This window comes from Micromonospora sp. NPDC005172 (genome assembly GCF_040608555.1).
Taxonomy (GTDB): domain Bacteria; phylum Actinomycetota; class Actinomycetes; order Mycobacteriales; family Micromonosporaceae; genus Micromonospora.
The window spans coordinates 147377-171654 of record NZ_JBEXIL010000011.1; the positions used below are offsets into that span (position 1 = coordinate 147377).

At 72.2% G+C, this 24278-nt stretch carries 23 protein-coding genes and 1 pseudogene; 17 read left to right on the forward strand and 7 right to left on the reverse strand.

The genetic code is table 11. The annotated features are described in order from the left end of the window. Positions 1-119: 119 nt before the first annotated feature. The 3 genes from ABZV06_RS10520 to ABZV06_RS10530 all read left to right on the forward strand — a co-directional run bounded on the left by ABZV06_RS10520 (position 120) and on the right by ABZV06_RS10530 (position 1492). Complete coding sequence (locus tag ABZV06_RS10520) at positions 120-347, forward strand: hypothetical protein (protein WP_355620317.1); 228 nt, start codon at positions 120-122, stop codon at positions 345-347. Positions 348-460: 113 nt separating this feature from the next. Further along, positions 461-1132: a cytidylate kinase family protein gene (locus ABZV06_RS10525; protein WP_355237595.1), complete on the forward strand. Its 672-nt coding sequence runs from the start codon at positions 461-463 to the stop codon at positions 1130-1132. A gap of 213 nt (positions 1133-1345) precedes the next feature. Next, a complete protein-coding gene (locus ABZV06_RS10530) occupies positions 1346-1492 on the forward strand; it encodes a DUF805 domain-containing protein (protein ID WP_355237063.1) in 147 nt (48 codons plus the stop codon). A gap of 125 nt (positions 1493-1617) precedes the next feature. Here ABZV06_RS10530 and ABZV06_RS10535 read toward each other — a convergent pair whose 3' ends face one another. Together ABZV06_RS10535 and ABZV06_RS10540 are read right to left on the reverse strand one after the other, a co-directional pair. Further along, complete coding sequence (locus tag ABZV06_RS10535; RefSeq protein ID WP_355237066.1) at positions 1618-2043, reverse strand: SRPBCC family protein; 426 nt, start codon at positions 2041-2043, stop codon at positions 1618-1620. Positions 2044-2084: 41 nt separating this feature from the next. Then, complete coding sequence (locus ABZV06_RS10540; RefSeq protein ID WP_355237069.1) at positions 2085-3095, reverse strand: aldo/keto reductase; 1011 nt, start codon at positions 3093-3095, stop codon at positions 2085-2087. 139 nt (positions 3096-3234) lie between these two features. Between ABZV06_RS10540 and ABZV06_RS10545 the strand changes: the two genes are divergently transcribed. Beyond that, positions 3235-4167 carry a LysR substrate-binding domain-containing protein gene (locus ABZV06_RS10545; protein WP_355237071.1) on the forward strand — a complete coding sequence of 311 codons (933 nt, stop codon included), beginning with the start codon at positions 3235-3237 and terminating at the stop codon, positions 4165-4167. A gap of 25 nt (positions 4168-4192) precedes the next feature. Here the strand turns inward: ABZV06_RS10545 and ABZV06_RS10550 are convergent, their stop codons facing one another. After that, on the reverse strand, positions 4193-6337 hold the full coding sequence (locus tag ABZV06_RS10550) for a prolyl oligopeptidase family serine peptidase (protein ID WP_355237073.1): 2145 nt from the start codon (positions 6335-6337) through the stop codon (positions 4193-4195). 87 nt (positions 6338-6424) lie between these two features. Here ABZV06_RS10550 and mshB point away from each other — a divergent pair, with 87 nt between their 5' ends. The 3 genes from mshB (at position 6425) to ABZV06_RS10565 (ending at position 8351) form a co-directional block, all read left to right on the forward strand. Next, complete coding sequence (gene mshB / locus ABZV06_RS10555; RefSeq protein ID WP_355237076.1) at positions 6425-7351, forward strand: N-acetyl-1-D-myo-inositol-2-amino-2-deoxy-alpha-D-glucopyranoside deacetylase; 927 nt, start codon at positions 6425-6427, stop codon at positions 7349-7351. Between the two features lie 17 nt (positions 7352-7368). Continuing rightward, positions 7369-7806, forward strand: coding sequence for a hypothetical protein (locus tag ABZV06_RS10560; RefSeq protein WP_355237079.1), 438 nt, complete (start codon positions 7369-7371; stop codon positions 7804-7806). An 80-nt stretch (positions 7807-7886) separates the two neighbouring features. After that, entirely contained in the window at positions 7887-8351 is a 465-nt protein-coding gene (locus ABZV06_RS10565; RefSeq protein ID WP_355237082.1) for a hypothetical protein, read from the forward strand. 109 nt (positions 8352-8460) lie between these two features. On the opposite strand, the gene ABZV06_RS10570 is transcribed toward ABZV06_RS10565, so the two are convergent. Continuing rightward, complete coding sequence (locus ABZV06_RS10570) at positions 8461-9423, reverse strand: GNAT family N-acetyltransferase (RefSeq protein ID WP_355620320.1); 963 nt, start codon at positions 9421-9423, stop codon at positions 8461-8463. Positions 9424-9502: 79 nt separating this feature from the next. Between ABZV06_RS10570 and fdxA the strand changes: the two genes are divergently transcribed. Genes fdxA through ABZV06_RS10595 form a run of 5 tightly spaced genes read left to right on the forward strand, consistent with a single transcriptional unit; the run spans position 9503 to position 13354 of the window. Continuing rightward, positions 9503-9829, forward strand: a complete 327-nt coding sequence (fdxA, locus tag ABZV06_RS10575) for a ferredoxin (protein WP_199523857.1) — start codon at positions 9503-9505, stop codon at positions 9827-9829. Beyond that, positions 9826-10932 (forward strand): succinyldiaminopimelate transaminase, encoded by a 1107-nt coding sequence (gene dapC / locus ABZV06_RS10580; RefSeq protein WP_355237597.1) that lies wholly within the window; start codon positions 9826-9828, stop codon positions 10930-10932. The genes fdxA and dapC overlap by 4 nt, the downstream gene beginning before the upstream one ends. Before the next feature lie 16 nt (positions 10933-10948). Beyond that, positions 10949-12046 (forward strand): prephenate dehydrogenase/arogenate dehydrogenase family protein, encoded by a 1098-nt coding sequence (locus ABZV06_RS10585; RefSeq protein ID WP_355620323.1) that lies wholly within the window; start codon positions 10949-10951, stop codon positions 12044-12046. 10 nt (positions 12047-12056) lie between these two features. Then, positions 12057-12707, forward strand: a complete 651-nt coding sequence (locus ABZV06_RS10590) for an SIMPL domain-containing protein (RefSeq protein ID WP_355620326.1) — start codon at positions 12057-12059, stop codon at positions 12705-12707. After that, positions 12707-13354 carry a nucleoside/nucleotide kinase family protein gene (locus ABZV06_RS10595; protein ID WP_355620329.1) on the forward strand — a complete coding sequence of 216 codons (648 nt, stop codon included), beginning with the start codon at positions 12707-12709 and terminating at the stop codon, positions 13352-13354. The genes ABZV06_RS10590 and ABZV06_RS10595 overlap by 1 nt, the downstream gene beginning before the upstream one ends. Before the next feature lie 41 nt (positions 13355-13395). Here the strand turns inward: ABZV06_RS10595 and ABZV06_RS10600 are convergent, their stop codons facing one another. Next, complete coding sequence (locus tag ABZV06_RS10600; protein WP_355620352.1) at positions 13396-13938, reverse strand: sugar O-acetyltransferase; 543 nt, start codon at positions 13936-13938, stop codon at positions 13396-13398. 120 nt (positions 13939-14058) lie between these two features. Between ABZV06_RS10600 and ABZV06_RS10605 the strand changes: the two genes are divergently transcribed. After that, positions 14059-17415 (forward strand): S8 family serine peptidase, encoded by a 3357-nt coding sequence (locus ABZV06_RS10605; protein WP_355620332.1) that lies wholly within the window; start codon positions 14059-14061, stop codon positions 17413-17415. Positions 17416-17466: 51 nt separating this feature from the next. Here ABZV06_RS10605 and dapD read toward each other — a convergent pair whose 3' ends face one another. After that, on the reverse strand, positions 17467-18426 hold the full coding sequence (gene dapD / locus ABZV06_RS10610) for a 2,3,4,5-tetrahydropyridine-2,6-dicarboxylate N-succinyltransferase (RefSeq protein ID WP_355620335.1): 960 nt from the start codon (positions 18424-18426) through the stop codon (positions 17467-17469). Between the two features lie 78 nt (positions 18427-18504). Here dapD and dapE point away from each other — a divergent pair, with 78 nt between their 5' ends. Next, positions 18505-19578 carry a succinyl-diaminopimelate desuccinylase gene (gene dapE / locus ABZV06_RS10615; RefSeq protein WP_355237102.1) on the forward strand — a complete coding sequence of 358 codons (1074 nt, stop codon included), beginning with the start codon at positions 18505-18507 and terminating at the stop codon, positions 19576-19578. Between the two features lie 51 nt (positions 19579-19629). On the opposite strand, the gene ABZV06_RS10620 is transcribed toward dapE, so the two are convergent. After that, a complete protein-coding gene (locus tag ABZV06_RS10620) occupies positions 19630-19800 on the reverse strand; it encodes a hypothetical protein (protein WP_355237105.1) in 171 nt (56 codons plus the stop codon). Positions 19801-19953: 153 nt separating this feature from the next. Between ABZV06_RS10620 and ABZV06_RS10625 the strand changes: the two genes are divergently transcribed. The 3 genes and pseudogenes from ABZV06_RS10625 to ABZV06_RS10635 form a co-directional block, all read left to right on the forward strand. Next, positions 19954-20817: a TIGR00730 family Rossman fold protein gene (locus ABZV06_RS10625; protein WP_355237108.1), complete on the forward strand. Its 864-nt coding sequence runs from the start codon at positions 19954-19956 to the stop codon at positions 20815-20817. After that, positions 20817-21362, forward strand: a complete 546-nt coding sequence (locus ABZV06_RS10630; protein WP_355237111.1) for a TIGR00730 family Rossman fold protein — start codon at positions 20817-20819, stop codon at positions 21360-21362. The genes ABZV06_RS10625 and ABZV06_RS10630 overlap by 1 nt, the downstream gene beginning before the upstream one ends. Positions 21363-21473: 111 nt before the next feature. Continuing rightward, positions 21474-23783 (forward strand): annotated as a pseudogene (locus ABZV06_RS10635) (ATP-dependent helicase); the annotation flags it as partial. Positions 23784-24278 lie beyond the last annotated feature (495 nt).

Here is a 24278-nt window from a genome sequence, read left to right on the forward strand (position 1 = left end):
CGGACGGCGTTCGGGCCGACGGCCGTCGAGCTGGCGCGGGTCACCGCCGCGGTGGAGCTGGGGGACGGCTCGCGGGCGGTCACCCTGCATCGGGAGGCGATCCGGCGGGACGGCTGGCGGTGGCTGCCGGTCGAGCACCGCGCGGCACACCTCATCGACGCGCCGCGCGCCCACCTCCAGACGAACGACCCCGGCAACGCGGCCGGCTTCTGGTTCGGGCCGACAGCATCGCGCCGGCCGAGATCCGCCACCGGCCGTCGGCGCGGGACGTGGTCGCCCACGCCGCCCGTCACCCGGACGCCCCACCCACGATCACCCAGCTCGCCATCAACCTCGGGGTGCTGTGAGCGTGACGGTCCAACCCCGATGGGTACGGTGGGTCAGCTCCAGCAAGGAGTGGGCGTCTCCGACACTGACCGCGCCGCATGGCGGCCCTCGCGAAATGAGGACGGTGCAGACCGTGGACCACGGCACCCGCGACGAGTTGCTCGGTCGCCTGGCCGAGGCGGTCGGGTCCGTCACGGTCGTGCACCCGACGCGGGTCGCGGTCGACGGGCCGCCCGCCAGCGGTAAGACCACCCTCGCCGACGAACTGGCCGTCGTCCTGCGCGGGCAGGGTCGCGACGTCATCCGGGCGACGATCGACGACTTCCTCTTTCCCCGGGCGCGGCGCTATCCGCGCGGCGAGTACTCGGCCGAGGGCTGCTACCACGACACCCACGACAACGACGCGCTCAACCGGGTGCTGCTCGATCCGCTCGGCCCGAACGGAGATCGACGTTTTCAGCACGCGGTGTACGACCGCGCCACGGACACCGTGCTGTCCCCGCCGGTCACCACCGCTCCCGTCGACGCCGTGCTGGTCTTCGACGGCGTCTTTCTCCTGCGTCCGGAACTGATCGACCGGTGGGACCTGCGCATCTTCCTGTCGACGGACCTCGAGAGGACCGTGGACCGTGCCGTGCTCCGGGAGCGGTTGTCACCCCGGGCCGACGTCGAACGACGCTGGCGCGAGCGGTACATCCCCTCCCAGCAGCTCTACTTCGCCACCGTCCACCCGACTCGGCACGCCGACGTCGTCGTGCACAACGATCGGCCCAGGCAGCCGGCCTGGGAGAGCCGAACGCGTTGACCGCAGTACAGTGCTCGGCTGTGCGCTCGTCCGACATCCTCGAACAGCTCGACGCCGCAGCCGACAAGTTTCGTTTTCCGGACCTCGACAACGGCTACTCCTACGCCGTCGACGCCCGGCTGCACGGATATCGGGACGCGGGGGGCTGGGCCCTCCGGCTTCATCGGCCTCGTCGCCTCCCTGGCGCTGCTGCTGCCGACGCTGGCCGTCGCGGTGCGACGCCTGCACGACACCGACAAGACGGGGTGGTGGTTGCTGATCGCCCTGGTGCCGATCGTGGGCGCCATCGTCCTGATCGTGTCCTTCGTGCTGGAGAGCACGCCCGGAGCCAACCGGTTCGGTCCCAGCCCCAAGGGCTGACCCCGTCCGCCAGCGGGGATCGGCGGGCTACCCCCGTTCTGGCAGCGCTGCCAGAACGGGGGTAGCCGCTCACCGTCGATACGTGTACGCAGGAAGTCCAGTTCCAGTGGGGGCAGCCTCAGCTGTCAAGCGGCGGCCACGGTGAGTGTCTGGTGCAGTGCGGCCAAACCATCCCGGTAGATGCCGTGGAACAGGGCGATGGCCTCTTCGTCGCTGACGCCGACCGGCGTGAAGGTTCCTGACCACTGCACGCGGGCGCTGTTCTGTTCAGCTACGGCGTGCACGCTGAGGGTGGAGAAATAGTCGGTGACGGGAAAGGGGGCCTTAAGGATGGAGTAGCTGTAGGTGCGTGCCGCATTGTCGAAGGCTTCGAGACGCTCCACGATGACGCCGCCGTCCTCGTTCGTGAGGGTGCGGACGCGTCCACCCTCGCTGAGTTCGCTGCTCGGGATGTAGGGCAGCCATTCGGGAAGGGAGTCAAAGCCGCCGATGAGCTGCCAGGTGCGGTCGGGCGAAACGGGAACGTCGATGAATTCAGTCGCTGTGGCCACGGGAATCTCCTGAGGAACTGAGTCAGAGAGGGGATGAACGGTCAGGCGGCGGGTACGGGCGCGGAGTCGGCGATCAGCTTCTCCTCCCGGAGGGCCGTCCAGAAGGCAGCCGGCACCGTCTCGTTGAGGGCGGCCACGTCTTCCGCGATGCGGCTGGGCTTCGTGGCACCGGGGATCGCGGCAACCGTGGCCGGGTTGGCGAGGACGAACTGCAGCGCGGCGGCCTTGACGGTAATCCCGTACCGCTCGGCTAGTGCCTTGATCCGCGTCACCTTCTCGATGATGGCTGCAGGTGCCTGCTGGTACTCGAAGTGCGTACCGCCGGCAAGGATTCCCGAGCTGTAGGGGCCACCGACGACGATGTCCACGCCCTGGGCCGCAGCGGCCGGCATCAGGCGCTGCAGAGCATGGTCGTGGTCCAGGAGGGTGTAGCGGCCGGCGAGGAGGAAGGCGTCGGGCTTGGGCTCGTCAAGATCGAGGGTGATTTCCAGGGGCTCCACCCGGTTGACACCCAGACCCCATGCCTTGATGACACCCTCGTCACGCAGCCTCTGTAGGACGCGGAAGGCACCCGTGCGGGCCGACTCGTAGACGGCCAGCCAGTCGTCCCCGTAGAAGTCCTGGGCTACGTCGTGCACCCAGACGATGTCGAGGCGGTCGGTCTTGAGGCGCTTGAGGCTGTCGTCAATGGAGCGCAGGGTGGCGTCGGCGCTGTAGTCGTTGAGGACCTTGTTCGGGCGGCCGTGCTCGAAGAGGCCACCCTTCTCGCCCAGGTCGCGGGTGGCTGGATCTTCGATCTCGTCGAGGATGACGCGGCCGACCTTGGTGCTGAGGACGTACTCGTCGCGCGGGTGCTCTGACAGCACGTTGCCGAGCCGGATCTCGGCGAGGCCCGCGCCGTAGAACGGTGCCGTGTCGAAGTAGCGGATGCCCTGGTCCCATGCGGCATCGACGGTGGCCGCCGCCTCTCCGTCGGGAATGTCGCGGAACATGTTGCCGAGCGGCGCGGTGCCGAATCCGAGTGCACCAGGAAGGACGGACTTGATCGACATGATGTGAGCCTCTTAATGTAAATTCGTACGATACATGAACAATTGTACGATTGACCGGTTGTGCGAGTCCAAGATTATGATCCACTCATGAGACTGTCCAAGACTTACCACGACTTACTTGAGTCCTGCGAGGTCCTACATGCTTGACCTCCGACAACTCCGGTACTTCGTGGCCGTCGCCGAGGCCGAGCACGTCGGACGGGCCGCCGACCGGCTGCACATGTCCCAGTCGCCACTCAGCCGGCAAATCGCCCAGCTCGAAAAGAGCCTGGGCCTCACCCTCTTCGAGCGGAGTCAGCAGCGCATCCGCCTGACCTCCGACGGCCGTCTCTTCCTGACTGAGGCCCGCGCTCTACTGCGCCACGCGGACAGGCTGGAGAACCTTGGCCGGCGGCTCGGCCGCGGCGAGGAGGGTGGGCTGTGCATCGGTTACGTGACCGACGCCATACACACCGGCATCCTGCCCACTGCTCTTCGCGTCCTGCGTGAGGAGCGTCCGGAGATTCATGTCGCGCTGTACGACCAGGAGTCGACCGAGCAGTTCGAAGGCCTACGCCAGCGCAGTCTGGACATCGCACTGGTCCGCACGCCGCCACCCGAGGACGATCCGGATCTGAAGGCGTACCCCCTCCTGACAGATCCGCTGCTGCTCGCGCTTCCCGCCAGTCATCTCCTCGTTGCGCAGGAGAAGCTGATGCCCGACGACGTTAACGGGCAGCCGTGGATCGCGGTTGGCGACTCGCAGGACCGGGGCTGGCGTGACACGTTTGTCACGTCATGCCTGGCCTACGGCTTCACACCGGACATCCGCCTCGACGCGGCCGATCCGCTCACGGCACTGGGCCTGGTCGCCTCCGGTCTCGGCCTCGCGCTCGTTCAGCGGAGCATGGTCCGGAGCATGGTCGAGGGCATCGTTGTGCGGGAACTCCCCTGGTACGGGGGAGCCGTGCAACTGTGGGCGGCCTGGCACCGGGTCGATCTTCGGCCCGTCGTGGCGTCATTCCGCGAAACAGTCCTCGCGGGACAGGGCGCAACCTGCGCGGAGGCAAACACGGCGGTTCCCGACAGGTAGTTTCCCTGGCGCGGATCCTGGCCGCTCACCGCAGGTGCGTACGCAGGAATTCCAGCTCCAGTGGGAGGAGCCGCTCGGCGGTGCCGTTCGCGGCCATGTGCGTCGCGCCGGTCAGCGGCAGTACGGCGTGTGGGCGGCCGGACGACAACAGCGCGGCCGACAGCCGCAGCGTGTGCGCGGCCACCACGTTGTCGTCGGCCAGCCCGTGTACCAGCAGCAGCGGGCGAGCCTGGTCCGGGCCGGTGATCCGCTCGGCGGCCAGCTCGATGAGCGAGTGGTGGGCGTACACGTCCATGCCGTCCTCGGGCAGGCCGAGATACCGCTCGGTGTACGCGGTGTCGTACAGCGTCCAGTCGGTCACCGGAGCGCCCGCGATGCCGCACTTGAACAGCTCCGGGTGGCGGAGCACCGCCAACCCGGCCAGCCACCCGCCGAACGACCAGCCGCGTACGGCCACCCGACCCAGGTCCAGGTCCGGGTGTTTGCCGGCGAGGGCGGTCAACGCGTCGATCTGGTCGGTCAGGATGACGTCGGCCAGTCGCCGGTGGATCGCCTTCTCGAACGAGGGGGCCACTCCCGGCGTACCCCGGTTGTCGATCGTGACGACGGCGAAGCCGGCGTCGGCCCACCACTGCCGCTCCAACCACGCGGCCCGCGCCGCCACCACCTCCTGGTGGCCCGGGCCGCCGTAGATGTCCAGCAGCACCGGCAGCCGCCGGCCCGTCACGTGGTTGTCCGGGTAGAGCACCGCCGCCGGCAGCCGCCGGTCGGTCACCCGTTCCAGCAGCGGCAGCGGAGAGTACGGCGGGTCGGCGGCCAGAGATCGCAGCTCGGCCACCTCCTGCCCGCCGCGCGACACCGTCCACCGCACCCCGGCGTGGTCCAGCGACGCCGTACCGACCACCAGCACGTCCCCGCCGACGGCCGCCGTGTGCCAGCCCGGGTCGGTGGTGAGCCGCCGGGCGTCCACCCCACCGCCGATCGTCGTACGGACCCGGAACAGGTGCCGCTCGCTCGGCTCCCCGTCACTCGCCTCCACCAGCAGGTCGGCGGGACCGCTGACGGCCGGGAGTCGACCCACCACCCGCCGCACGTACAGCGAGGGTGGGGTGAGCAGCGTGCCATCGGCGAACAGGCAGCGCGCGTCGTACCCGTCGTGGGCCAGCTCGCCGCCGACCAGTACCCGCCCGTCGGGCAGATGCGCGGGAGTGCCGGCGATCGGCTCCACCCAGCGCGGGTCGGCCAGCTCGGCGTGGACCTGGGTCTCGCCGGTGCGTGGGTCCACCGCGAGCACCAGCCCGTGCTGCTGCGAGCGGCGCAGCACGGTGATCAACGGGCTGCCCTCCGCCCAGCTCACGCCGGCCAGGTACGGGTAGGTCTCGCGGTCCCAGTGCACGTCGACCCAGCCGTCGTCGAGGTCGAGCAGGTGCAGGCTCACCTCGGCGTTCGGGCCGCCGGCCCGGGGGTACGCGACAGCCGTCGGCGGGTGGCCCGGCTCGGCCGGGTCGTGCAGGTACCAGCGGTCCAGCCGGGACTCGTCCACCCGGGCGGCGAGCACCATGCGCCCGTCCGGAGCCCACCAGTAACCCCGGTACCGCCCGAACTCCTCGGCCGCGATGTGCTCGGCCAACCCCCAGCTCACGCCCGCGTCCTCGCCGGCCAGCAGGGTGTCGGTGCCGTCGGCGTCGATCACCCGCAGCTCACCCCGGCGTACGCCCTCGGCCGCGTCGGTCACGTAGGCCAGGCGTTCGCCGGTCGGATCGGGTCGAGGGTCCAGCACCGGGCCGACGGCGGCCACCTCCACCACGTCGCCGTGCACCAGGTCGGCCCGGAACAACCGGCCGGCCAGCGCGAACACGGCCACGCGGCCGGCGGCGTCCAGCGCGTACGAGCCGATGCCGGCGGCGGTGAGCCGGAGTCGCTCCCGCAACGCCCGCTCACCGGGGGACAGCGCCCGGAGGTCTCCGTCGGCGCCCAGCAGGGTCGCCGGATCGGCCACCAGGTGTTCCTCGCCGGTCGCCACGTTCAGCAGCCACAGGGCGTCGGCCGGATCCTCCGGGCCGGCGGAGCGCAGGAAGATCACCCGGGAGCCGTCCGCGGCCACGGAGACAGCCCGTGGCGCGCCGTGGCTGAACCGGCGGGTACGGGCGGCCAGCTCCGGAAAGTCCACAGGCCAAATCGTAGAGCCGCGCCGGGCGTGATGTGGCCGACCTGGGCGGACGCGTCGAACGACCCCGGGGGAGAACCGCCGGTTAGAGTGACCGTCGTGACGACGCTGCCCGACCGCCGCCTGCTACTGGTCCACGCGCACCCCGACGACGAGTCGATCGGCACCGGCTCGACCATGGCCCACTACGCCGCCACCGGCGCACACGTCACGCTGGTGACCTGCACGCTCGGCGAGGAGGGGGAGATCCACGTACCGGCGCTCGCGCAGCTCGCCGCCGCCGAGGCCGACCAGCTCGGCGGGTACCGGGTCGCGGAGCTGGCCGCCGCCTGCGCGGCGCTCGGCGTCGCCGACCACCGCTTCCTCGGCGGCGCAGGTCGCTACCGTGACTCGGGCATGATGGGCCTCGCGACGAACGAGCACCCCCGGGCCTTCTGGCAGGCCGACCTCGACGAGGCCGCCGGGCACCTGGTGAAGATCATGCGAGAGGTACGTCCGCAGGTGCTGATCACCTACGACCCGAACGGCTTCTACGGCCACCCCGACCACATCCAGGCGCACCGGGTGGCGATGCGCGCCGTCGAGCTGGCAGCGGTCGAGGGCTGCGCCCCGGCCAAGGTCTACTGGACGGCCATGCCGCTCAGCGTGCTGGAGGCCGGCATGGCGCACTTCGCCGAGTCCTCGGACAACCCGTTCGCCGGCATCCAGGACCTGGCCGAGCTGCCCTTCGGCACCCCGGACGAGCAGATCGCCGCCCGGATCGACGGCACCGACCAGCACTCGGCCAAGGAGGCGGCGATGCGGGCGCACGCCACCCAGATCCCGGCAACCTCGTGGCTCTACTCCATCGCCGGCAACTTCGGCGGCGAGTTCATGGGGGTGGAGTTCTTCACCCTGGCCGTGGGCGAGAAGGGTCCGGGCGTCGGCCCGTACCGCTGGGAGGACGACCTCTTCGCCGGGCTGTCTCAGGAGGCCGACGTGGACCGCTCCCCGGTCGCGGCGGCCGGCCTCCGGTGACGCTGCCCGCCGCGCCGATGTCGCTCCTGAACGACCAGGACGCCCCGCCACCGGCGGGGCCGCCGCCGCGACTGCTGGACCTGGGCCTACGGGTGGCCGGCGCGATCGTCGTGGTGGTGGCCGGCGTCGTGACGGGGGTGTTGGAGCTGCTGCTGGCCACCCTCCGGGTCGGCGGGCAGCTCATCGGGTTCTCGGTGCTGCTCGCCGTCGGCGCGAACATCGCGCTGAGCTGGTTCGCGCACGAGGTGGTCGGCCGTCGCTGGGCGGTGGCGCTGCCGGCGGTGCCGTGGTTCGCCCTGATGGCGGTGGCCGCCATCCGCACCACCGAGGGCGATCTGCTGCTGTCCGGCGACAACTGGGTCGGCCTGGCGATGATCGTGGTCGGCGCGATGACGTTCGCCGTGATGGGTTTCCGGCAGATCCTCGCCCCGCCGAACACACTCGGCGGCTGGTGACGTCACACAGGTACGGGTGGTAGATATTCCTGCCAGGGAAGCGGCCCCGCGAAAAGGGGCGTACGGCAGGAGGTCGTGCGATGGACAGACGGTGGCGTGATGTCGGGGTGCTCACGGGAGCGTTGTTCGCGGTCAACGTGGTCGCCCGGCTGATCACCCGATTCGGCTTCGACAGCGACGACGCTGCCGCCGACCGGGTGTCACTGGCGATGTTCGTGGTGATCGGGTTGATCCTGGCTGTGGTGGCGTTCCGCTGGGGTAGCCGGCGACCGCTGGCCGACTGGGCGGCCGACATGGTCCTCGTGGTGGGGGCCGCGATGGCCCTGACCGTGCTGGTCGGGCCGCTGCTGGTCGGCCACAGCCCGTTCGCCGGCGGTGCGGGTACGTTCTTCGCCCAGATCTGGCTCTACCTGCTCGCCACCGGCGCAGGGGTGCTGATCGGATACCTGGTGCTCACCGCGCTCGGCCGCGACTATCGCTCTCGGCAGCTCAAGCGCTACGCCGAGGTCAAGGCCGCCAAGCCCCGCCGGGTGGTCCGCCGCTGACCGTCGGGCACCACCCAGAACCTCGCGTCGATCTTGCACTTCCGGTTGTCGGGATGAGCGGAATGCCCCTTACGTCGCCACACCAAGTGCAAGATCGACGAGCGGGGGGTCAGCTCGGGGCGACCCGCGTCAGGTAGGTGTGGTGGGTGACGAAGCCGAGCGTCCGGTAGAGCGCTATCGCCGCCGTGTTGCGCTGCTCCACCTGGAGGAACGCGTGGGTCGCGCCGAGCGAGGCGCCCCATGCGGCCAGGGCGTCGACGACGCGCCGGGCCAGCCCCTGACGGCGTGCGGGCGGGAGCACCTCGATCAGGCTCAGGCCCAGCCAGCGGCCCTCGCCGGTCACCGTGCCACGGCCGATCGCCACCAGCGCGCCGTCGACGTACACGTGGGCGAAACAGACCTGGTCCACGGCGGTGAGCACGTGCCGGGCGGCGTCCGGTAGACCCCCCTTGCGGCCGGCGGCGACCGCCAGCCACTCCGCGCTCGGCGCGGTCGCCAACTCCAGGATCGTGTCGACGGCGGGAGCGGCGGTGACCGCGAGGGCTGCCAGAGGGAGCGGCGCGGTCTGGACGAGTGTCGGCGGGCGGGTGCCCCAGCCGCGTTCGTCGAGCTCGGCGCCGACCGGCGCGGCGAGCGGCAGCGGCGTGTTGATCATCGCGGGTTGGTCCCGCTCGGCGTACCAGCGCTCGACCGCGTCCACCGCCGCCGGCAGCGGTCGGTCCGGGTCGCCGATCGGCAGCGCCGAGTTGGCCCGACCGGTCCACCCCTCGGCCGAGCGCAGCAGCCAGTCACCGAGGTGGCCGCGCGTCGGGGCCGGCCACGCCTCGTCGGCGGCCCGCTCCAACGCCACCACCGCGGCGGCGGTCGGCCTGCGGGTCGGCGGCACCCGCTTGGCCCGGTGCACCTGCGCCACCGGAACGCGCAGCGGACCCTGCGCCGTGGCGAGGGTGAGATGAGTCTCGCTCAACTCCACCAACTCGCCGAGAGCGTCGGAGAACAGCGGTCGGCCTTCGCGAATCCCCACAATCCGGCGGACCACGATCCGATGTCCCACATCCTGCTGTCGGAGCACGATCGACCCCTTCCCCGGCGAGATACTAGGCTCTTACCGTCGCGGGAGATCGCGGCGCGTCTTGCGGAGGAGAAGACCGGTGACCTACATCATCGCCGAGCCGTGCGTGGATGTGCTCGACAAGGCATGCATCGAGGAATGCCCGGTCGACTGCATTTACGAGGGCAACCGGATGCTCTACATCCACCCCGACGAGTGCGTCGACTGTGGTGCCTGTGAGCCCGTCTGCCCAGTGGAGGCGATCTTCTACGAGGACGACGTCCCCGAGCAGTGGAAGGACTTCACCGGGGCGAACTACGAGTTCTTCGAGGACCTGGGCTCGCCCGGGGGCGCCTCGAAGATCGGCAAGGTGGAGAAGGACGCCACCTTCGTCGCCGCGCAGCCGCCGCGCGGCGAAGGCCACTGAACCGGCCCGCGCCGGTCTCGGCACGGCTGCCCGAGTTCACCTGGGACACCCTGGACGCCGCGGCCACCCTGGCCGCGGCGCATCCGGAGGGTCTGATCAACCTCTCCATGGGCACACCTGTCGACCCGGTCCCGGCGGTGATCCGGCAGGCGTTGGCGGACGCGTCCAACGCGCCGGGATACCCGCTGACCGCCGGCACCCCGGCGCTGCGCGACGCTATCGCGGCATGGGTCGCCCGAGCCTGTGGCGCGGGCGTCGACGGGCTGGGCGTGCTGCCGACCATCGGCTCCAAGGAGCTGGTCGCCTGGCTGCCCACCCTGCTCGGCATCGGCCCCGGCGACGTGGTCATCGTGCCGTCGATCGCGTACCCGACGTACGAGGACGGGGCCCGGCTCGCTGGCGCGACAGTGGTCCGCGCCGATTCGCTCACCTCGGTCGGTCCGACGCCGAGGGTCCGGCTGGTCTGGATCAACTCGCCCGGTAACCCGACCGGCCGGGTGCTGCCCGCGGCGCACCTGCGCAAGGTCGTCGACTGGGCGCGGGAGCGCGGCGCGGTCGTCGCCAGCGACGAGTGCTACCTGCCGCTCGGCTGGTCGGCCGAGCCGGTCTCGGTGCTGTCCCCGCAGGTCTGCGGCGGCGACTACACCGGGGTGCTCGCCGTGCACTCGCTCTCCAAGCGGTCCAACCTCGCCGGCTACCGGGCCGGGTTCGTGGCCGGCGATCCGGCTCTCGTCGCCGAGCTGCTCAAGATCCGCAAGCACGCCGGCATGATCGTGCCCGCGCCGGTGCAGGCCGCGATGGTGGCGGCCCTGGGGGACGAGCAGCACGCCGCCGAGCAGCGGGAGCGCTACCGTGCCCGGCGTGAGGTGCTGAGCGCCGCGTTCACCGAGGCCGGTTTCACGATCGAGCACTCGGAGGCGGGCCTCTACCTCTGGCTGACCCGCGACGAGGACTGCTGGGAGACGGTCGACTGGCTGGCCCGGCGTGGCATCCTGGTCGCCGCCGGCGTCTTCTACGGCCCCTCCGCCCAGCGGTACGTCCGGGTGGCGTTGACCGAGTCCGACGAGCACGTCGCCGCGGTCGCCGGCCGACTGCGGGCCTGACCCGGGACGCCCGGCGATGACCGACGGCACGACCGTCCCGACGCCGGATGCCCCTGCCACCACGTCGACCGGCAATCCGACACAGGGCCGCCGGGAGGCGGACGGGCCGTACGCCCGGCTGCGGGTGGCGGTGGTCGGCACCGGTCTGATCGGCGGTTCGGTGCTGTTGCGGCTGCGCGACGCGGGCCTCGACGTGACCGGCTGGGACCCCGATCCGGTCACCCGGGAGCGCACGCGGGCACGAGGTGTGTCGGCCCCCGACGCGGTCGAGGAGGCCGTGTCCGGTCGGGACCTGGTCTTCCTCTGCGGCCCGCTGCCCACCCTCGCCCGAACGCTGGCACAGGTCGCCGAGGTGACCGCGCCGGGCTGCGTGCTGACCGACGTGGGCAGCACCAAGGCCGAGGTGGCCGAGGCCGCCGACCGGCTCGGGCTCACCGACCGCTTCGTACCCGGGCATCCGATGGCGGGGGCGGAGTCCGCCGGCCTGGCGGCGGCCTCCCCGTCGCTGCTCGCCGGTGCCGCCTGGGTGCTGTGCCCGTCGCCGGGTGCGGCGACGCTGGCCTTCCGCTGGCTGGCCGGGTTCCTGGTGGAGCTGTTCGGCGCCCGGGTGGTGCCGATGTCCCCGCCGGCGCACGACTCGGTCGTCGCACTCGCGTCGCACGTCCCGCACCTGCTGGCCGGCGCGCTCGCCGGGGCGACGCAGCGGTCGCCGCTGCGCGACGCGGTGTTGGCGCTGGCAGCGGGCAGCTTCTCCGACGGCACCCGGGTCGCCGGCACCCCGGCCGAGCGGACGGCCAACATGCTGCTCGGCAACCGCGAGCGGGTGTTGGACGAGTTGGCCGAGGTGCGCGTACTCCTGGACGAGCTGGCGGACGCGTTGCGAGCCGGCGACGCGACGGGGTTGACCGCCCGGTACGCGCAGGCCGGCGCGGCCCGGTCGGCGTTGCGGGGCCGCCGGTTCGTCCCGGCGGACCGGGAGTTCCCGGCCGGCGGTGACCATGCCGTCGAGGTGGCCTGGCTGCGCGAGCTGGGTGACGCCGGCGGCCATCTGACGGGCTGCCGGGTCGGTCCGGACGTCGTCTCCTACCCGGCGCTGCTGCCGCTGGCTGACTAGGCTGGCAGGCATGGCGACGGACGGCCCGGTGGTGCAGGTGCGCGGCGAGGTGACCCGGGAGGTGCCGCCCGAGCTGGCCCGGTTCGCGGTCACCGTGACGGCCCGTGGTCGGGACCGGGAGGCGACGCTCGCCCAGTTGGCCGAGGGGGCGGCCGCCGTGCGGGTGCTGCTGGACGGCTCCGAGCCGGCGGTGGCCCGGCGGGAGACCGGCGACCTGTGGGTCCGGCCGCAGACCAAGCGCTCGGGCGAACGGGTGGTGGGCTGGCTGGGCAGCGTCACCACCACCGTCACTGTCACGGACTTCACCGCTCTCGGCGAGCTGATGCTCCGGCTGGCCGACCAGGACCAGGTGCAGGTGGCCGGCCCCTGGTGGGAGCTGCGCCCGGACAGCCCGGCGCACCGCGAGGCGCGGCACGCCGCGATCGGCGACGCGTTGCTGCGCGCCCGGGAGTACGCCGAGGCGCTGGGCGCCCGCGTCACCGCGCTCATCGAGTTGGCCGACGTCGGTCCGGCCGACCGTCCGATGTTCGCCCGCGCGGCCGCCTTCGACGTCGGGGGCGGTGCCGGCGGTGTTCCCGAGCTGGAGTTGGACCCGCAGCCGCAGACCGTGCAGGCGGCGGTGCAGGCGCGGTTCACGATCAGCGATCCGGTGCTCGGCTGATGCCGCCGGCCGAGGTGTTGGCCGTCGACGAGCTGGTGGCGCGGGCGCGGTCGCTGGCCGACGCCGGCCCGCGGCAACTGCTCGGCATCACCGGCGCGCCCGGGGCCGGGAAGTCCACCCTGGCCGAGCGGATCGTCGCCGAGGTGGGGGCGAGCGCGCGGCTGGTACCCATGGACGGCTTCCACCTGGCTCAGGCGCAGTTGGTCCGGTTGGGCCGCGCCGACCGCAAGGGCGCGATCGACACCTTCGACGCCAACGGGTACGTCTCGTTGCTGCGCCGGTTGCGCCGGCTGGAGCCGACGTCGGTGTACGCGCCGGAGTTCCGCCGGGACCTGGAGGAACCGGTGGCCGGGGCGATCGAGGTGCAGCCGTCGGTCCGCCTCGTGGTGACCGAGGGCAACTATCTGCTCGTGCCGGACTTTCCGTGGCAGGAGGTCCGGACGTTGCTGCACGAGGCATGGTTCCTCGACCTGGACGCCGGGCTGCGCCAGCGCCGGTTGACCGCCCGGCACGAGGCGTACGGGCGGTCGCCCGAGGAGGCCCGCGCCTGGGCGCTGGGCAGCGACGAGGCCAACGCCGCTCTCATCACCCCGAGCGCCGAGCACGCCGACCTGGTGGTGCGTCTGCCGGAAGCGCCGGAGGCGTGACCGCGCTCGCGGCCTGATCGACGCCGCCGAGCTGTCCCGGCTCAGGCCCCGTCGAGGTCGCGGACCGGTCGGGCCGGGTTGCCGACGGCGACGACGTTGGCGGGCAGGTCGCGGGTGACCACCGCGCCCGCCCCGACCACGGTGTTCGCGCCGATCGTCACTCCGGCCAGGACGATCGCGCCGCCGCCGAGCCAGGCGTTGTCGCCGATGGTGATCGGCTTGGCGGCCTCCCACTTGTCGCGGCGCGGGCCGGGCTGCACCGGGTGGGTCGGGGTGAGCAGTTGCACGTTCGGTCCCACCTGGACGTCCGCCCCGAGGATGATCGGGGCGACGTCGAGGAACACCGACTGGTAGTTGATGAAGCTGCGGGGTCCGATCCGGATGTTCCAGCCGTAGTCGCAGTAGAACGGCGGACGTATCCAGGTGTCGTCGCCCAGGTCTCCGAGCAGGTCACGGAGCGCCGCCAGTCGGGCCGTGGGGTCGGCCGCCGAGCTGGTGTTGAAGCGTTCCATCAACCGGGCGGCCCGGTCCAGGTCGGCGATGAGTTCGGGGTCGTCGGCGAGGTAGGGCTCGCCCGCCAACATCCGGTCCTTCATGGAGGTCACCCGGTCGATGATGCCGGCTGGGCTCGGAGCGGGTTGGCCGGTCCGTCATATTTTGGACGCCAATTTTGCATACCAGGTATGCAACTATGACGGTGGTCAATGTGCTTCCAGTGGTATCGACGCTCCACCGAGGAGGATCCGTTGCATCGACGCAGGAAAATCATCGCCGCAACCGCCGTGGCAGCTCTCACCCTGGGCAACCCGGCGGTCGCCACGGCCAGCCCACCGCGCACCCCCACCGCACCCGCCGCCGAGCAGTCCGCGAGCAGGGCCACCGGACAGACCGTCACCCTGCTCACCGGGGACCGGGTCACCGTCACCACATCCGGGTCCGCCTCCGTACGTCCCGGACCGGGGCGTACGCACCAGCGGTTCCTCACCACCCGCGACCGGGGCCACCTGACGGTGCTACCGCAGGACGCCCTGCCCCTGGTCCGAGCGGGCCGGGTCGACCGGCGGTTGTTCGACGTGACCGCGCTGATCGCCGCCGGCTACGACGACGCGCGCCGCGACAACCTGCCGGTGCTGGTCACCACCGGCGCGCAGGCCCGCAAGGGCACGGCCGCGCCGACGGGGCTCACGGTCACGACCGAACTGCCCGCCATCGGCGGGTTCGCCGCCACGGCCGACAAGCAGCGAGCCGCAGCGGTCTGGGCATCGCTCACCGGCACCGGTGCCCGCATCGGCACGGCGGGGGGCGCCGATCGGATCTGGCTCGACGGGCGACGGCAGGTCACCCTCGACCACAGCGTGCCGCAGATCGGCGCGCCCGCCGCGTACCAGGCCGGCTTCACCGGTCGCGGTGTCCGCGTGGCGGTGCTCGACACGGGCATCGACGCCAGCCACCCCGACCTGTCCGGTCGGATCGCCGAGGCGGAGAACTTCACCGAGGCCGCCGACACCGACGACACGGTCGGCCACGGCACGCACGTCGCCTCGATCATCGCGGGTAGCGGTGCGGCGTCCGGCGGCAAGTACCACGGCGTCGCCCCGGATGCCACGCTGCTCAACGGCAAGGTCTGCGAGGAGTACGGCTGCCAGGACTCGGCGATCCTGGCCGGCATGCAGTGGGCGGCCGTCGACGCGCACGCCGATGTGATCAACATGAGCCTGGGCGGCACGGACACCCCCGACGTCGACCCGTTGGAGGCGGCGGTCGAGTCGCTGACCGCGCAGACGGGCGCGCTCTTCGTCCTGTCCGCCGGCAACGACGGTACGGACGGCTCGGTCGGCTCGCCGGGTAGCGCCGAGGCTGCGCTCACGGTCGGCGCGGTGGACCGCGACGACGCCCTCGCGGACTTTTCCAGCCGAGGCCCGCGCGTCGGCGACGGCGGGTTGAAGCCGGACATCACCGCACCAGGCGTGGAGATCGTCGCCGCTCGCGCCAAGAACGGACAGATCGGCGAGCCGGTGGGGGACGGGTACGTCGCGCTCTCCGGCACCTCGATGGCCGCGCCGCACGTCACCGGCGCGGTGGCACTGCTCGCCCAGCAGCACGGCGGATGGACGGCCACCCAGCTCAAGGCGACCCTGATGGCCTCGGCGAAGCCGCACCCGGAGCAGACGGCGTTCCAGCAGGGTGCCGGCCGCGTCGACGTGGCCCGGGCGATCACCCAGCGGGTGACCAGCACGCCGGTCAGTGTCTCCTTCGGTCAACCGGCCTGGCCGCACGACGACGACACCCCGGTCAGCCGGCAGGTCGACTGGCACAACGACGGCCCGGACGCGCTCACCCTCGACCTGACCCTGGAGGTGACCGGCCCCGACGGCCAGCCCGCCCCGGCCGGCATGTTCGCCCTCGGCGTGGGACGGGTCACCGTACCGGCCGGTGGAACCGCCGGCACCACGGTCACCGTGGACACCCGGGTCGGCACGGACGGCTACTGGACCGGCCGGATCGTGGCCCGCTCCGGAACCGCCGTCGCGGTCACCCCGGTCGCCGTCAACCGGGAGGTGGAGAGCTACCAGCTCACCGTCCGGCACCTCGGCGTCGACGGTGCGGCATCCGGTGAGTACGTGACCGCGCTTGTCGACCTGGACACCCTCGCCGGCCGCGACCTGTACGACCCGGACGGCACCGTCGAGGTCCGCGTACCCAGGGGGCGGTACGCGTTGGTCACCATCATCTTCAACGGACAGGAGGGCGCGGCCCAGCTGGCCCAGCCCGAGCTGGTGCTCGATCGCGACGTGACGGCCACCCTCGACGCCCGCAGGGCCCGGCCGGTGCGTACCACGGTTCCGGAGCGCTCGGCCGCACCGGATTTGGTCGAACTCGGCTCGAACTTCGTCAACCCCGACGACAGCGCCTACGGCTTCGGTCTGCTCGCGTTCGACTTCACCGGCCTGACCACCGGCAACATCGGTCGGGCGGTCTCCGGCGCACGGTTCTTCGGCACGGTGAGCAGTCAGTGGAGTAAGCCCGAGGCGGCCAGCAGCCCCTACCTGTACGCGCTCAGCGAGAAGATCCCCGGTCGGATGCCGACCGGCTTCGACCGGAACTACCGCGCACGGGACCTGGCCACGGTCACCCACGAGTTCCGGGGCGGGTACGCCGGGACGACCGCCGACCGGGTGGTCTACCCGCACCTCGAACCGGATCTGGGCGGCTGGGCCACGGTCCTGCCCACGGCGGTGCCGGGGAAGCGGGTCGAGCACTACAACACCAACGGCGTGCGCTGGTCCTCCGAGCTGACCTTCGGGGTGCCCACCGAGGATGGGTGGTCCGACATCAAGGCGATGTTCGTCTCCGATCCGACGGAGTACCGGGCCGGCCGGCACGTCCGGGAGACCTGGAACAGCGCGCCGTACGGGCCGTTGTTCCCGACGCCGCGTTGGCCGGGTCAGGGCGTCACCCGCCTCGGTGACGAGATCGCGGTCAGCCTGCCGCTGCACGGCGACGCCGACGGCCACGCCGGCGGATCGGTCGTCGACAGCGCACGGACCGCCCTCTACCGCGACGGTGTCCTGGTGCAGGAGCTGCCAGAGGCCGGGTACGGGCAGTTCACGGTGCCGCCGGGGGCGGCCGGCTACCGGTTGGAGGTGTCCGCGAAGCGGAGTTTCACCGACCTGAGCACCGAGGTCGGCGCGGCGTGGACGTTCCGGTCCGGGCACGTGCCCGGCGACGACTACCGGTACCTGCCGCTGTCGGCGATCCGGTTCACGCCGCCGCTCGATGACGACAACGCGGCGTCGGCCGGTGCCAGCCTGGTCATCCCGGTCCAGGTGCAGCGACAGCCCGGTGCACCCGGTTCGCGCGTCACCGCGCTCAGCGTGGACGTCTCCTACGACGGCGGACGCACCTGGCAACCCGCGCGGGTCCGCAACGGCGGGCACGGGTGGACGGCCACCGTCCGGCACCCCGCCGGCCCCGGCTACGCGTCCCTGCGGGCCACCGCACGGGACGCCGCCGGCAACACGGTGACCGAACGGATCATCCAGGCGTACCGGTTGCGCTGAGGTGTACCCCTGTCGGGTCCGCGGCCGTGCGCCGCGGACCCGGCGGGGACGTCAGTCGTTGGCGTGCAGTGCGGCGTTCAGTTCGATGCCACGGCCGGTGCGCGGGCGGGCCTCCAGCGCGCCCGTCACCGAGTTGCGCCAGAACAGCAGCCCGTCCACGCCGGACAGCTCGCGGGCCTTGACCACCTGACCGTCCGGCAGCGTGATCTTGGAGGCGGCGGTGATGTAGCAGCCGGCCTCGACCACGCAGTCGTCGCCGAGGGAGATGCCCACGCCGGCGTTCGCGCCGACCAGGCTCCGCTCCCCGATGCTCACCTTCTCGGTGCCGCCACCGGAGAGGGTGCCCATGATCGAGGCGCCGCCGCCGATGTCGGAGCCGTCGCCGACCAGCACGCCCTGCACGATCCGCCCCTCGACCATCGAGGTGCCCGCGGTGCCGGCGTTGAAGTTGACGAAGCCCTCGTGCATCACGGTGGTGCCGGCGGCCAGGTGGGCGCCGAGACGGACCCGGTCCGCGTCGGCGATCCGCACACCGGCGGGCACCACGTAGTCGGTCATCCGGGGGAACTTGTCCACGCCGTACACCGACAGGTGCCGGCCCGCCGCCCGCTCGATCACCCGCAGCTCGTCGACCCGCTCCGGCGGGCACGGCCCGGCGGAGGTCCAGGCCACGTTCGCCAACTTGCCGAAGATGCCGTCGAGGTTGAGCTGGTTGGGCCGCACCAGGCGGTGGGAGAGCAGGTGCAACCGGAGGTACGCGTCGGACGCGTCCTTGATCGGATCGTCCAGCGAGCCGATCACGGTGACCACCTGCACGGTACGCAGACCCGGCAGCGGCCGGTCGCCCAACGCTCCCGGCGGCAGGTCCAGCACGTCCGACTTGTCCTCGCCGTCGACCAGCGGCAGCTCACCCAGGCCCAGCTTGCCGGTCGGGTACCAGGTGTCGAGCACCTGCCCCTCGGCGGTGACGGTGGCCAGGCCGATACCCCAGGCGGAATCTGCGGACGTCACTGTTGCACCTCTCGGTCGCGGCCACGCCGGCCTCGGCTCGCTCCTCGCGCTGACAGACCTGAAGGTACCGTGCGAACCATGGAGAACCCGCTGACCCCCGAGGTCCTCGCCGATCCGGTGCAGCTGACCCGCGTACTGGTCGACATAGAGTCCGTGTCCCTCAACGAGAAGGCGATCGCCGACTGTGTCGAGGAGGTGCTGCGGGGCGTACCGCACCTGTCCACGTACCGGCACGGCAACACCGTCATGGCCCGCACCGACCTGGGCCGGTCGCAGCGCGTCGTGCTGGCCGGTCACCTCGACACGGTGCCGCTGAACAACAACTTCCCGTCGACCATGCGCGGCGACCTGATGTACGGCTGCGGTACCTCCGACATGAAGTCCGGCACCGCGTACGCGCTGCACCTGGCCGTGACGCTGCCCGACCCGCGCTACGACGTGACGTACTTCTTCTACGAGGCCGAGGAGATCGAGTCCCGGTACAACGGGCTGAACCTGGTCGCCCAGGCACACCCGGAGTGGCTGGAGGCGGACTTCGCCGTGCTGCTGGAGCCGACGTACGGCATCGTCGAGGCGGGCTGCCAGGGCACCATGCGCTCGGTGGTCACCACGACCGGCGTACGCGCCCACTCGGCGCGCTCCTGGCACGGGGTGAACGCCATCCACGGTGCCGGGGAGGTGCTGCGCCGCCTCCAGACGTACGAGGCGCGCCGGGTCACCATCGACGGCTGCGACTACCGCGAGGGCATGAACGCGGTACGGATCAACGGCGGGGTGGCCGGCAACGTGATCCCGGACCTGTGCGAGGTCGAGGTCAACTACCGCTTCGCCCCGGACCGTACCCCCGCCGAGGCGGAGGCACATGTGCGTGAGGTGTTCGCCGGTTTCGAGGTGCGGGTCACCGACTCGATCGCCGGTGCCCCGCCCGGGCTCGGCGCAGCCCCGGCGAAGGAGTTCCTGGCGGCGGTCGGCGCCGCCCCGATCGGCAAGCTGGGCTGGACGGACGTGGCCCGGTTCGCGGCGATGGGGATTCCCGCGCTGAACTTCGGCCCCGGCGATCCGAACCTCGCCCACCACCCCGACGAGCACGTCGAGATCAGCAAGATCCGCGACGGGGCGGCAACCCTGCACCGCTGGCTCGCACCGGCCTGATCCGGTCGGGCCTGGTCGTTGCCCGCGTCTCCGGTGATCAAGAGGTTCGCGTCAGCCTGGCCCGTTGTCGGCGACGCGAACCTCTTGATCGGCTCCGGAAGGGGTGGCGGCGGGCGGAAGGGCGGGATCGAGGGCGCGGATGCGGCGGCGCTCGGCCACCACGTCTCGGATCCGTCGCTGCATCTGTCGACGGATCCGGATCATCTCGTTGTTGCTGATCACGCTGTCTCCTCCCCCGAAGGCGCGCGCCGGGCATACCCGGTATGTGAATAGTAAGACGTACGGGACCGCCAAATAGTTGCCCTTGATCGCGAACTATTTCGCGGGCTCCCCGCCCCGGACCCTGAGGATGTGCGGCTCCACTACGGTTGCTGCATGAGCCAGAACAACGGGCGGGAGGCCGGCCGCGCTCCCGGGCAGGAGCGGCATCGGGGTGCCGTCACGCTGCGTCGGGGCGCGATCCCGAGCAGCACCGCCGACCAGCGGCTGCTGGACTCGCGCGGGCGCGGCGACTGGAAGACCAGGGACGCCTGGCGCGCGCTGCGCATCCTGTCCGAGTTCGTCGAGGGTTTCGACACCCTCGCCGACCTGCCACCGGCCGTCAGCGTGTTCGGCTCGGCGCGCAGCGGTCCGGACACCGCCGAGTGTCGACTCGCCGAGGAGGTGGGCGGCGCCCTCGCCCGCGCCGGCTACGCGGTCATCACCGGCGGCGGGCCGGGCGTGATGGAGGCTGCCAACCGGGGCGCCACCGAGGCCGGCGGGCTCTCCGTCGGGCTCGGCATCGAGCTTCCGTTCGAGCAGGGCCTCAACGACTGGGTCGACCTGGCCATCGACTTCCGCTACTTCTTCGCCCGCAAGACCATGTTCGTCAAGTACGCGCAGGCGTTCGTCGTGCTGCCCGGCGGGTTCGGCACCATGGACGAGCTGTTCGAGGCGCTGACCCTGGTACAGACCGGCAAGGTCACCCGTTTCCCGGTCGTGCTGATGGGGGTGGCGTACTGGCAGGGGCTGCTCGACTGGCTGCGCGACACGATGGCCGCCAGCGGCAAGATCGGCCCGGTGGACCTGGACCTGATCTGCCTCACCGACGACGTCAACGCGGCCGTCCGCCACATCGTCGAGGCCGAGGCCGCGCTCTCCGCCGAACAGGAGGCGGTCCGCGACGAGGCCGTCGCCCGTACCGGTGCGGACCAGCAGGCCGCCGCCGAGCAGACCGCCGACCGGCCCCGGGAGGACTGATGGCCGCCGTCTGCGTCTTCTGCGCCTCGTCGCGCACCCTCGACCAACGCTGGCTCGACCTCGCCACCGAGACCGGCGCGGAGCTGGCCCGGCGCGGTCACACGCTGGTCAGCGGCGGTGGCTGTGTCGGCATGATGGGCGCGGTGGTCGACGGCGCACGCGCCGCCGGTGGGCGCACCGTGGGCGTCATCCCGCAGGCGCTCGTCGACCTGGAGGTCGCCGACCTCGCCTCGGACGAGCTGCTGGTCACCGACTCGATGGCCAGCCGCAAGACCCTCATGATCGACAGGTCGGACGCGTTCCTGGCCCTGCCGGGTGGCCTGGGCACCCTGGACGAGCTGTTCGAGGTCTGGACCACCGCCACCCTCGCCCTGCACACCAAGCCGATGGTGCTGATCGACACCGACGGCTTCTACCGGCCCCTGCTGGACTGGCTGCACACCATCACCGACCAGCACTTCCTCAAACCCGCCGGTCTCGGCCTGCTGACCGTGGTCGCCACGGTCCCCGAGGCCTTGAAAGCGCTGGAGTCCCACCTACCCTGACTCAATGTGAGGGTGGCGGCAGGGCCGTCGGCGTGTCGTGCCGCCACCTTCACGTCCGACGCGACGAGGTGGGGTGGGGTCGGTGTCGTAGGGGGATGATGGGATTTGGTGATGCAGGCGTACCGGTTGGTGCGGCGGCCCGAGGGGCCGACGCTGGGGGACGCGGACGTGAGCGGTGCCGCCGCGCCGGGTGACGACGGTGTCGTGGCCGAGGCGACCGCATCGGGGAGCCCACGCTCGCGCGTCGATCCCGTCCAGACCGAGATCGTCGGGCACACCGACGGGCCGATGCTCGTCGTCGGCGGTCCCGGCACCGGCAAGACCAGCACCCTCGTCGAGGCGGTCGCCGCCCGGGTCGTCGAGGGGGTCGACCCCGAACGGATCCTGGTGCTGACCTTCGGTCGTCGTGGTGCCACCGCACTGCGCCAGCGCATCGAGGCCCGGATCGCGCAGGACGGTTACCGGGTGCTGCGTGAGCCGCTGGTGCGCACCTTCCCGGCGTACGCCTTCGGGCTGCTGCGCCGCGCCGCCGCCGAACGCGGCGAGCCGTCACCCCGCCTGCTCACCGGCCCCGAGCAGGATCTGATCATCCGCGAGCTGCTCGACGTGGTGGGCGAGGAGCCCGAGGACGACCCGGTCGGCTGGCCCACCGACCTGCGCCCGGCCCTGCGGACCCGGGCGTTCGCCGGTCAACTGCGTGACCTGCTCATGCGTGCCGCCGAACGCGGTGTGGGCCCGGTGGAGCTGGCCCGGCTGGGCGAGAAGCTGGGCCGTAACGACTGGCCGGCAGCGGCCCGCTTCCTGCGGGAGTACGTCGCGGTGCTCGCGCTGCGTGACGTCAGCAATCGCGGCTCGATCGCGTACGACCCCGCCGAGCTGGTCCGGGCCGCCACCGGCCTGCTCCGCGACGACGAGGAGCTGCTGGCCGCCGAGCGCCGCCGTCTCGCCCACGTGTACGTCGACGAGCTGGCCGACACCGATCCCGCCCAACTCGAACTGCTCTCGGTCATCGCCGGCGGGGGCAAGCCGCTCGTGGCGTTCGCCGACCCCGACTCCTCCACGTACGCCTTCCGGGGCGCCGACCCGGCCGGAGTGTCCACCTTCCGGCACCGCTTCCGGACGGCCTCCGGAGCGCCGGCCGCGCAGGTGCTGCTGACCACGTCGTACCGCTCCGGCCCGGTGCTGCTCGCCGCGATGGCACGGCTGGGCCGCCGGCTGCGTGGTCCGATGGCGCATCGCCGGCTGCACCCGCTGCCGGACGCCCCGGCCGGCGCGGTCGAGGTGCACACGTTCCGCTCGGCGACCAGCGAGGCCGCCTGGCTGGCCCACATGCTGCGCTCGGCCCACCTGCTCGACGGTGTGCCGTGGTCGCGGATGGCGGTGCTGGTGCGATCCACGGCCCTCCAGCTGCCCACCCTGCAACGTGCGCTGCACGCCGCCGGCGTCCCGACCGTGGTGCACGGCGAGGACCTGCCCCTGCACCTGCAACCCGCGGTGGCGCCACTGCTGCTCCTGCTGCGGTGCGCCCTCGAACCGGCCCGCCTGGACGAGGAGGCCGCCGTCGCGCTGCTGCACTCGCCGCTGGGCGGAGCGGACCCGCTGGCCGAACGGCGGCTCCGGCAGGGGCTGCGCGCCCTGGCGCTGGCCGGAGGTGACCGCCGCCCGTCCGGAGAGCTGATCGTCGAGGCGTTGCGCGACCCGACGGAGCTGGCCGGCATTGACCGGAGGTGGGCGGAGCCGGCGCAGGCGGTGGCCGGGCTGCTCGCCACCGCCCGGGACGCCGCCGCCCAACCCGGTGCCACCGCGGAGGACGTCCTCTGGGAGGTCTGGGACACCAGCGGGCTGGCCGAACGGTGGGCCGGCGCGATAGCCCAGGGGCGGCCGGCGGCCGGCGAGGGTGACCTGGCCCGGCGTCGGCGGGCCGAGGCGGCCGACCGGGACCTGGACGCCGTGCTGGTCCTCTTCGACGCGGCGGCCCGCTTCACCGACCGGTTGCCCGGGGCCCGTACCGAGGTCTTCCTCGACCACGTGCTCGCCCAGGACCTGCCGGCCGACACCATCGCGCCGACCGCCGACCGGGGCGCGGCGGTACGACTGCTCACCGCGCACGCGGCGAAGGGCCTGGAATGGGACCTGGTCGCGATCGCCGGCGTGCAGGAGGGCATCTGGCCGGACCTACGCCTGCGCGGCAGCCTGCTCGGCTCGGAACGACTTGTCGACGTGCTTGCCGGCCGGTCCGTCGGGGGCGCCCGCGCGGCCAACGTGGTGGGCCAGACGTCGGCACTGCTCGACGAGGAGCGCCGGCTCTTCCACGTCGCCATCAGCCGGGCCCGACACCGCCTGCTCGTCAGCGCGGTGGCGTCGGCGGCGGTCGGTGGCGACGACCACGAGGAGCAGCCCAGCCGCTTCCTGCACGAGCTGGGCCCCATCGCGCCACCGAGCCCGCCTGACGCGTCGAGCCCGCCAGGCCCGCCGAGCCCGCCGGCCACGCCGGGCCCACGTACCGGCCCTACCGGCGGCGGACCCGCCGACGCAGCCTCCTCCGCCACCAGTGCAGGCGGCGACAACGCGGCCGTCACCGGCGCGATGGGCAACGGCGCGGCCGGTATCAACGCGGACGGCAACGGCGCGATCGGCAACGGCGAGATCGGCGACGGCGCAGTTGCTCGGGTGACGCCGCCGGTGGCCGGCGACGGGGATGGTGCGACCGGAGAAGACAACGGGTCGGACGAGCCCGGCGCGCTGCCGGTCACCCGGCCACCACGGGCGCTCACCCTGCCGGCGCTGGTGGCCGAGCTGCGTACCGCCATCATCGACCCGGCCGGGTTATCTGGGTGGCCATGACCGTGCCAGGCCCGGTCTATCTGCTGATGCCGCTGGCCCGGCCCGGGTGGGGGCTGCTGCTCTACGGGGTCG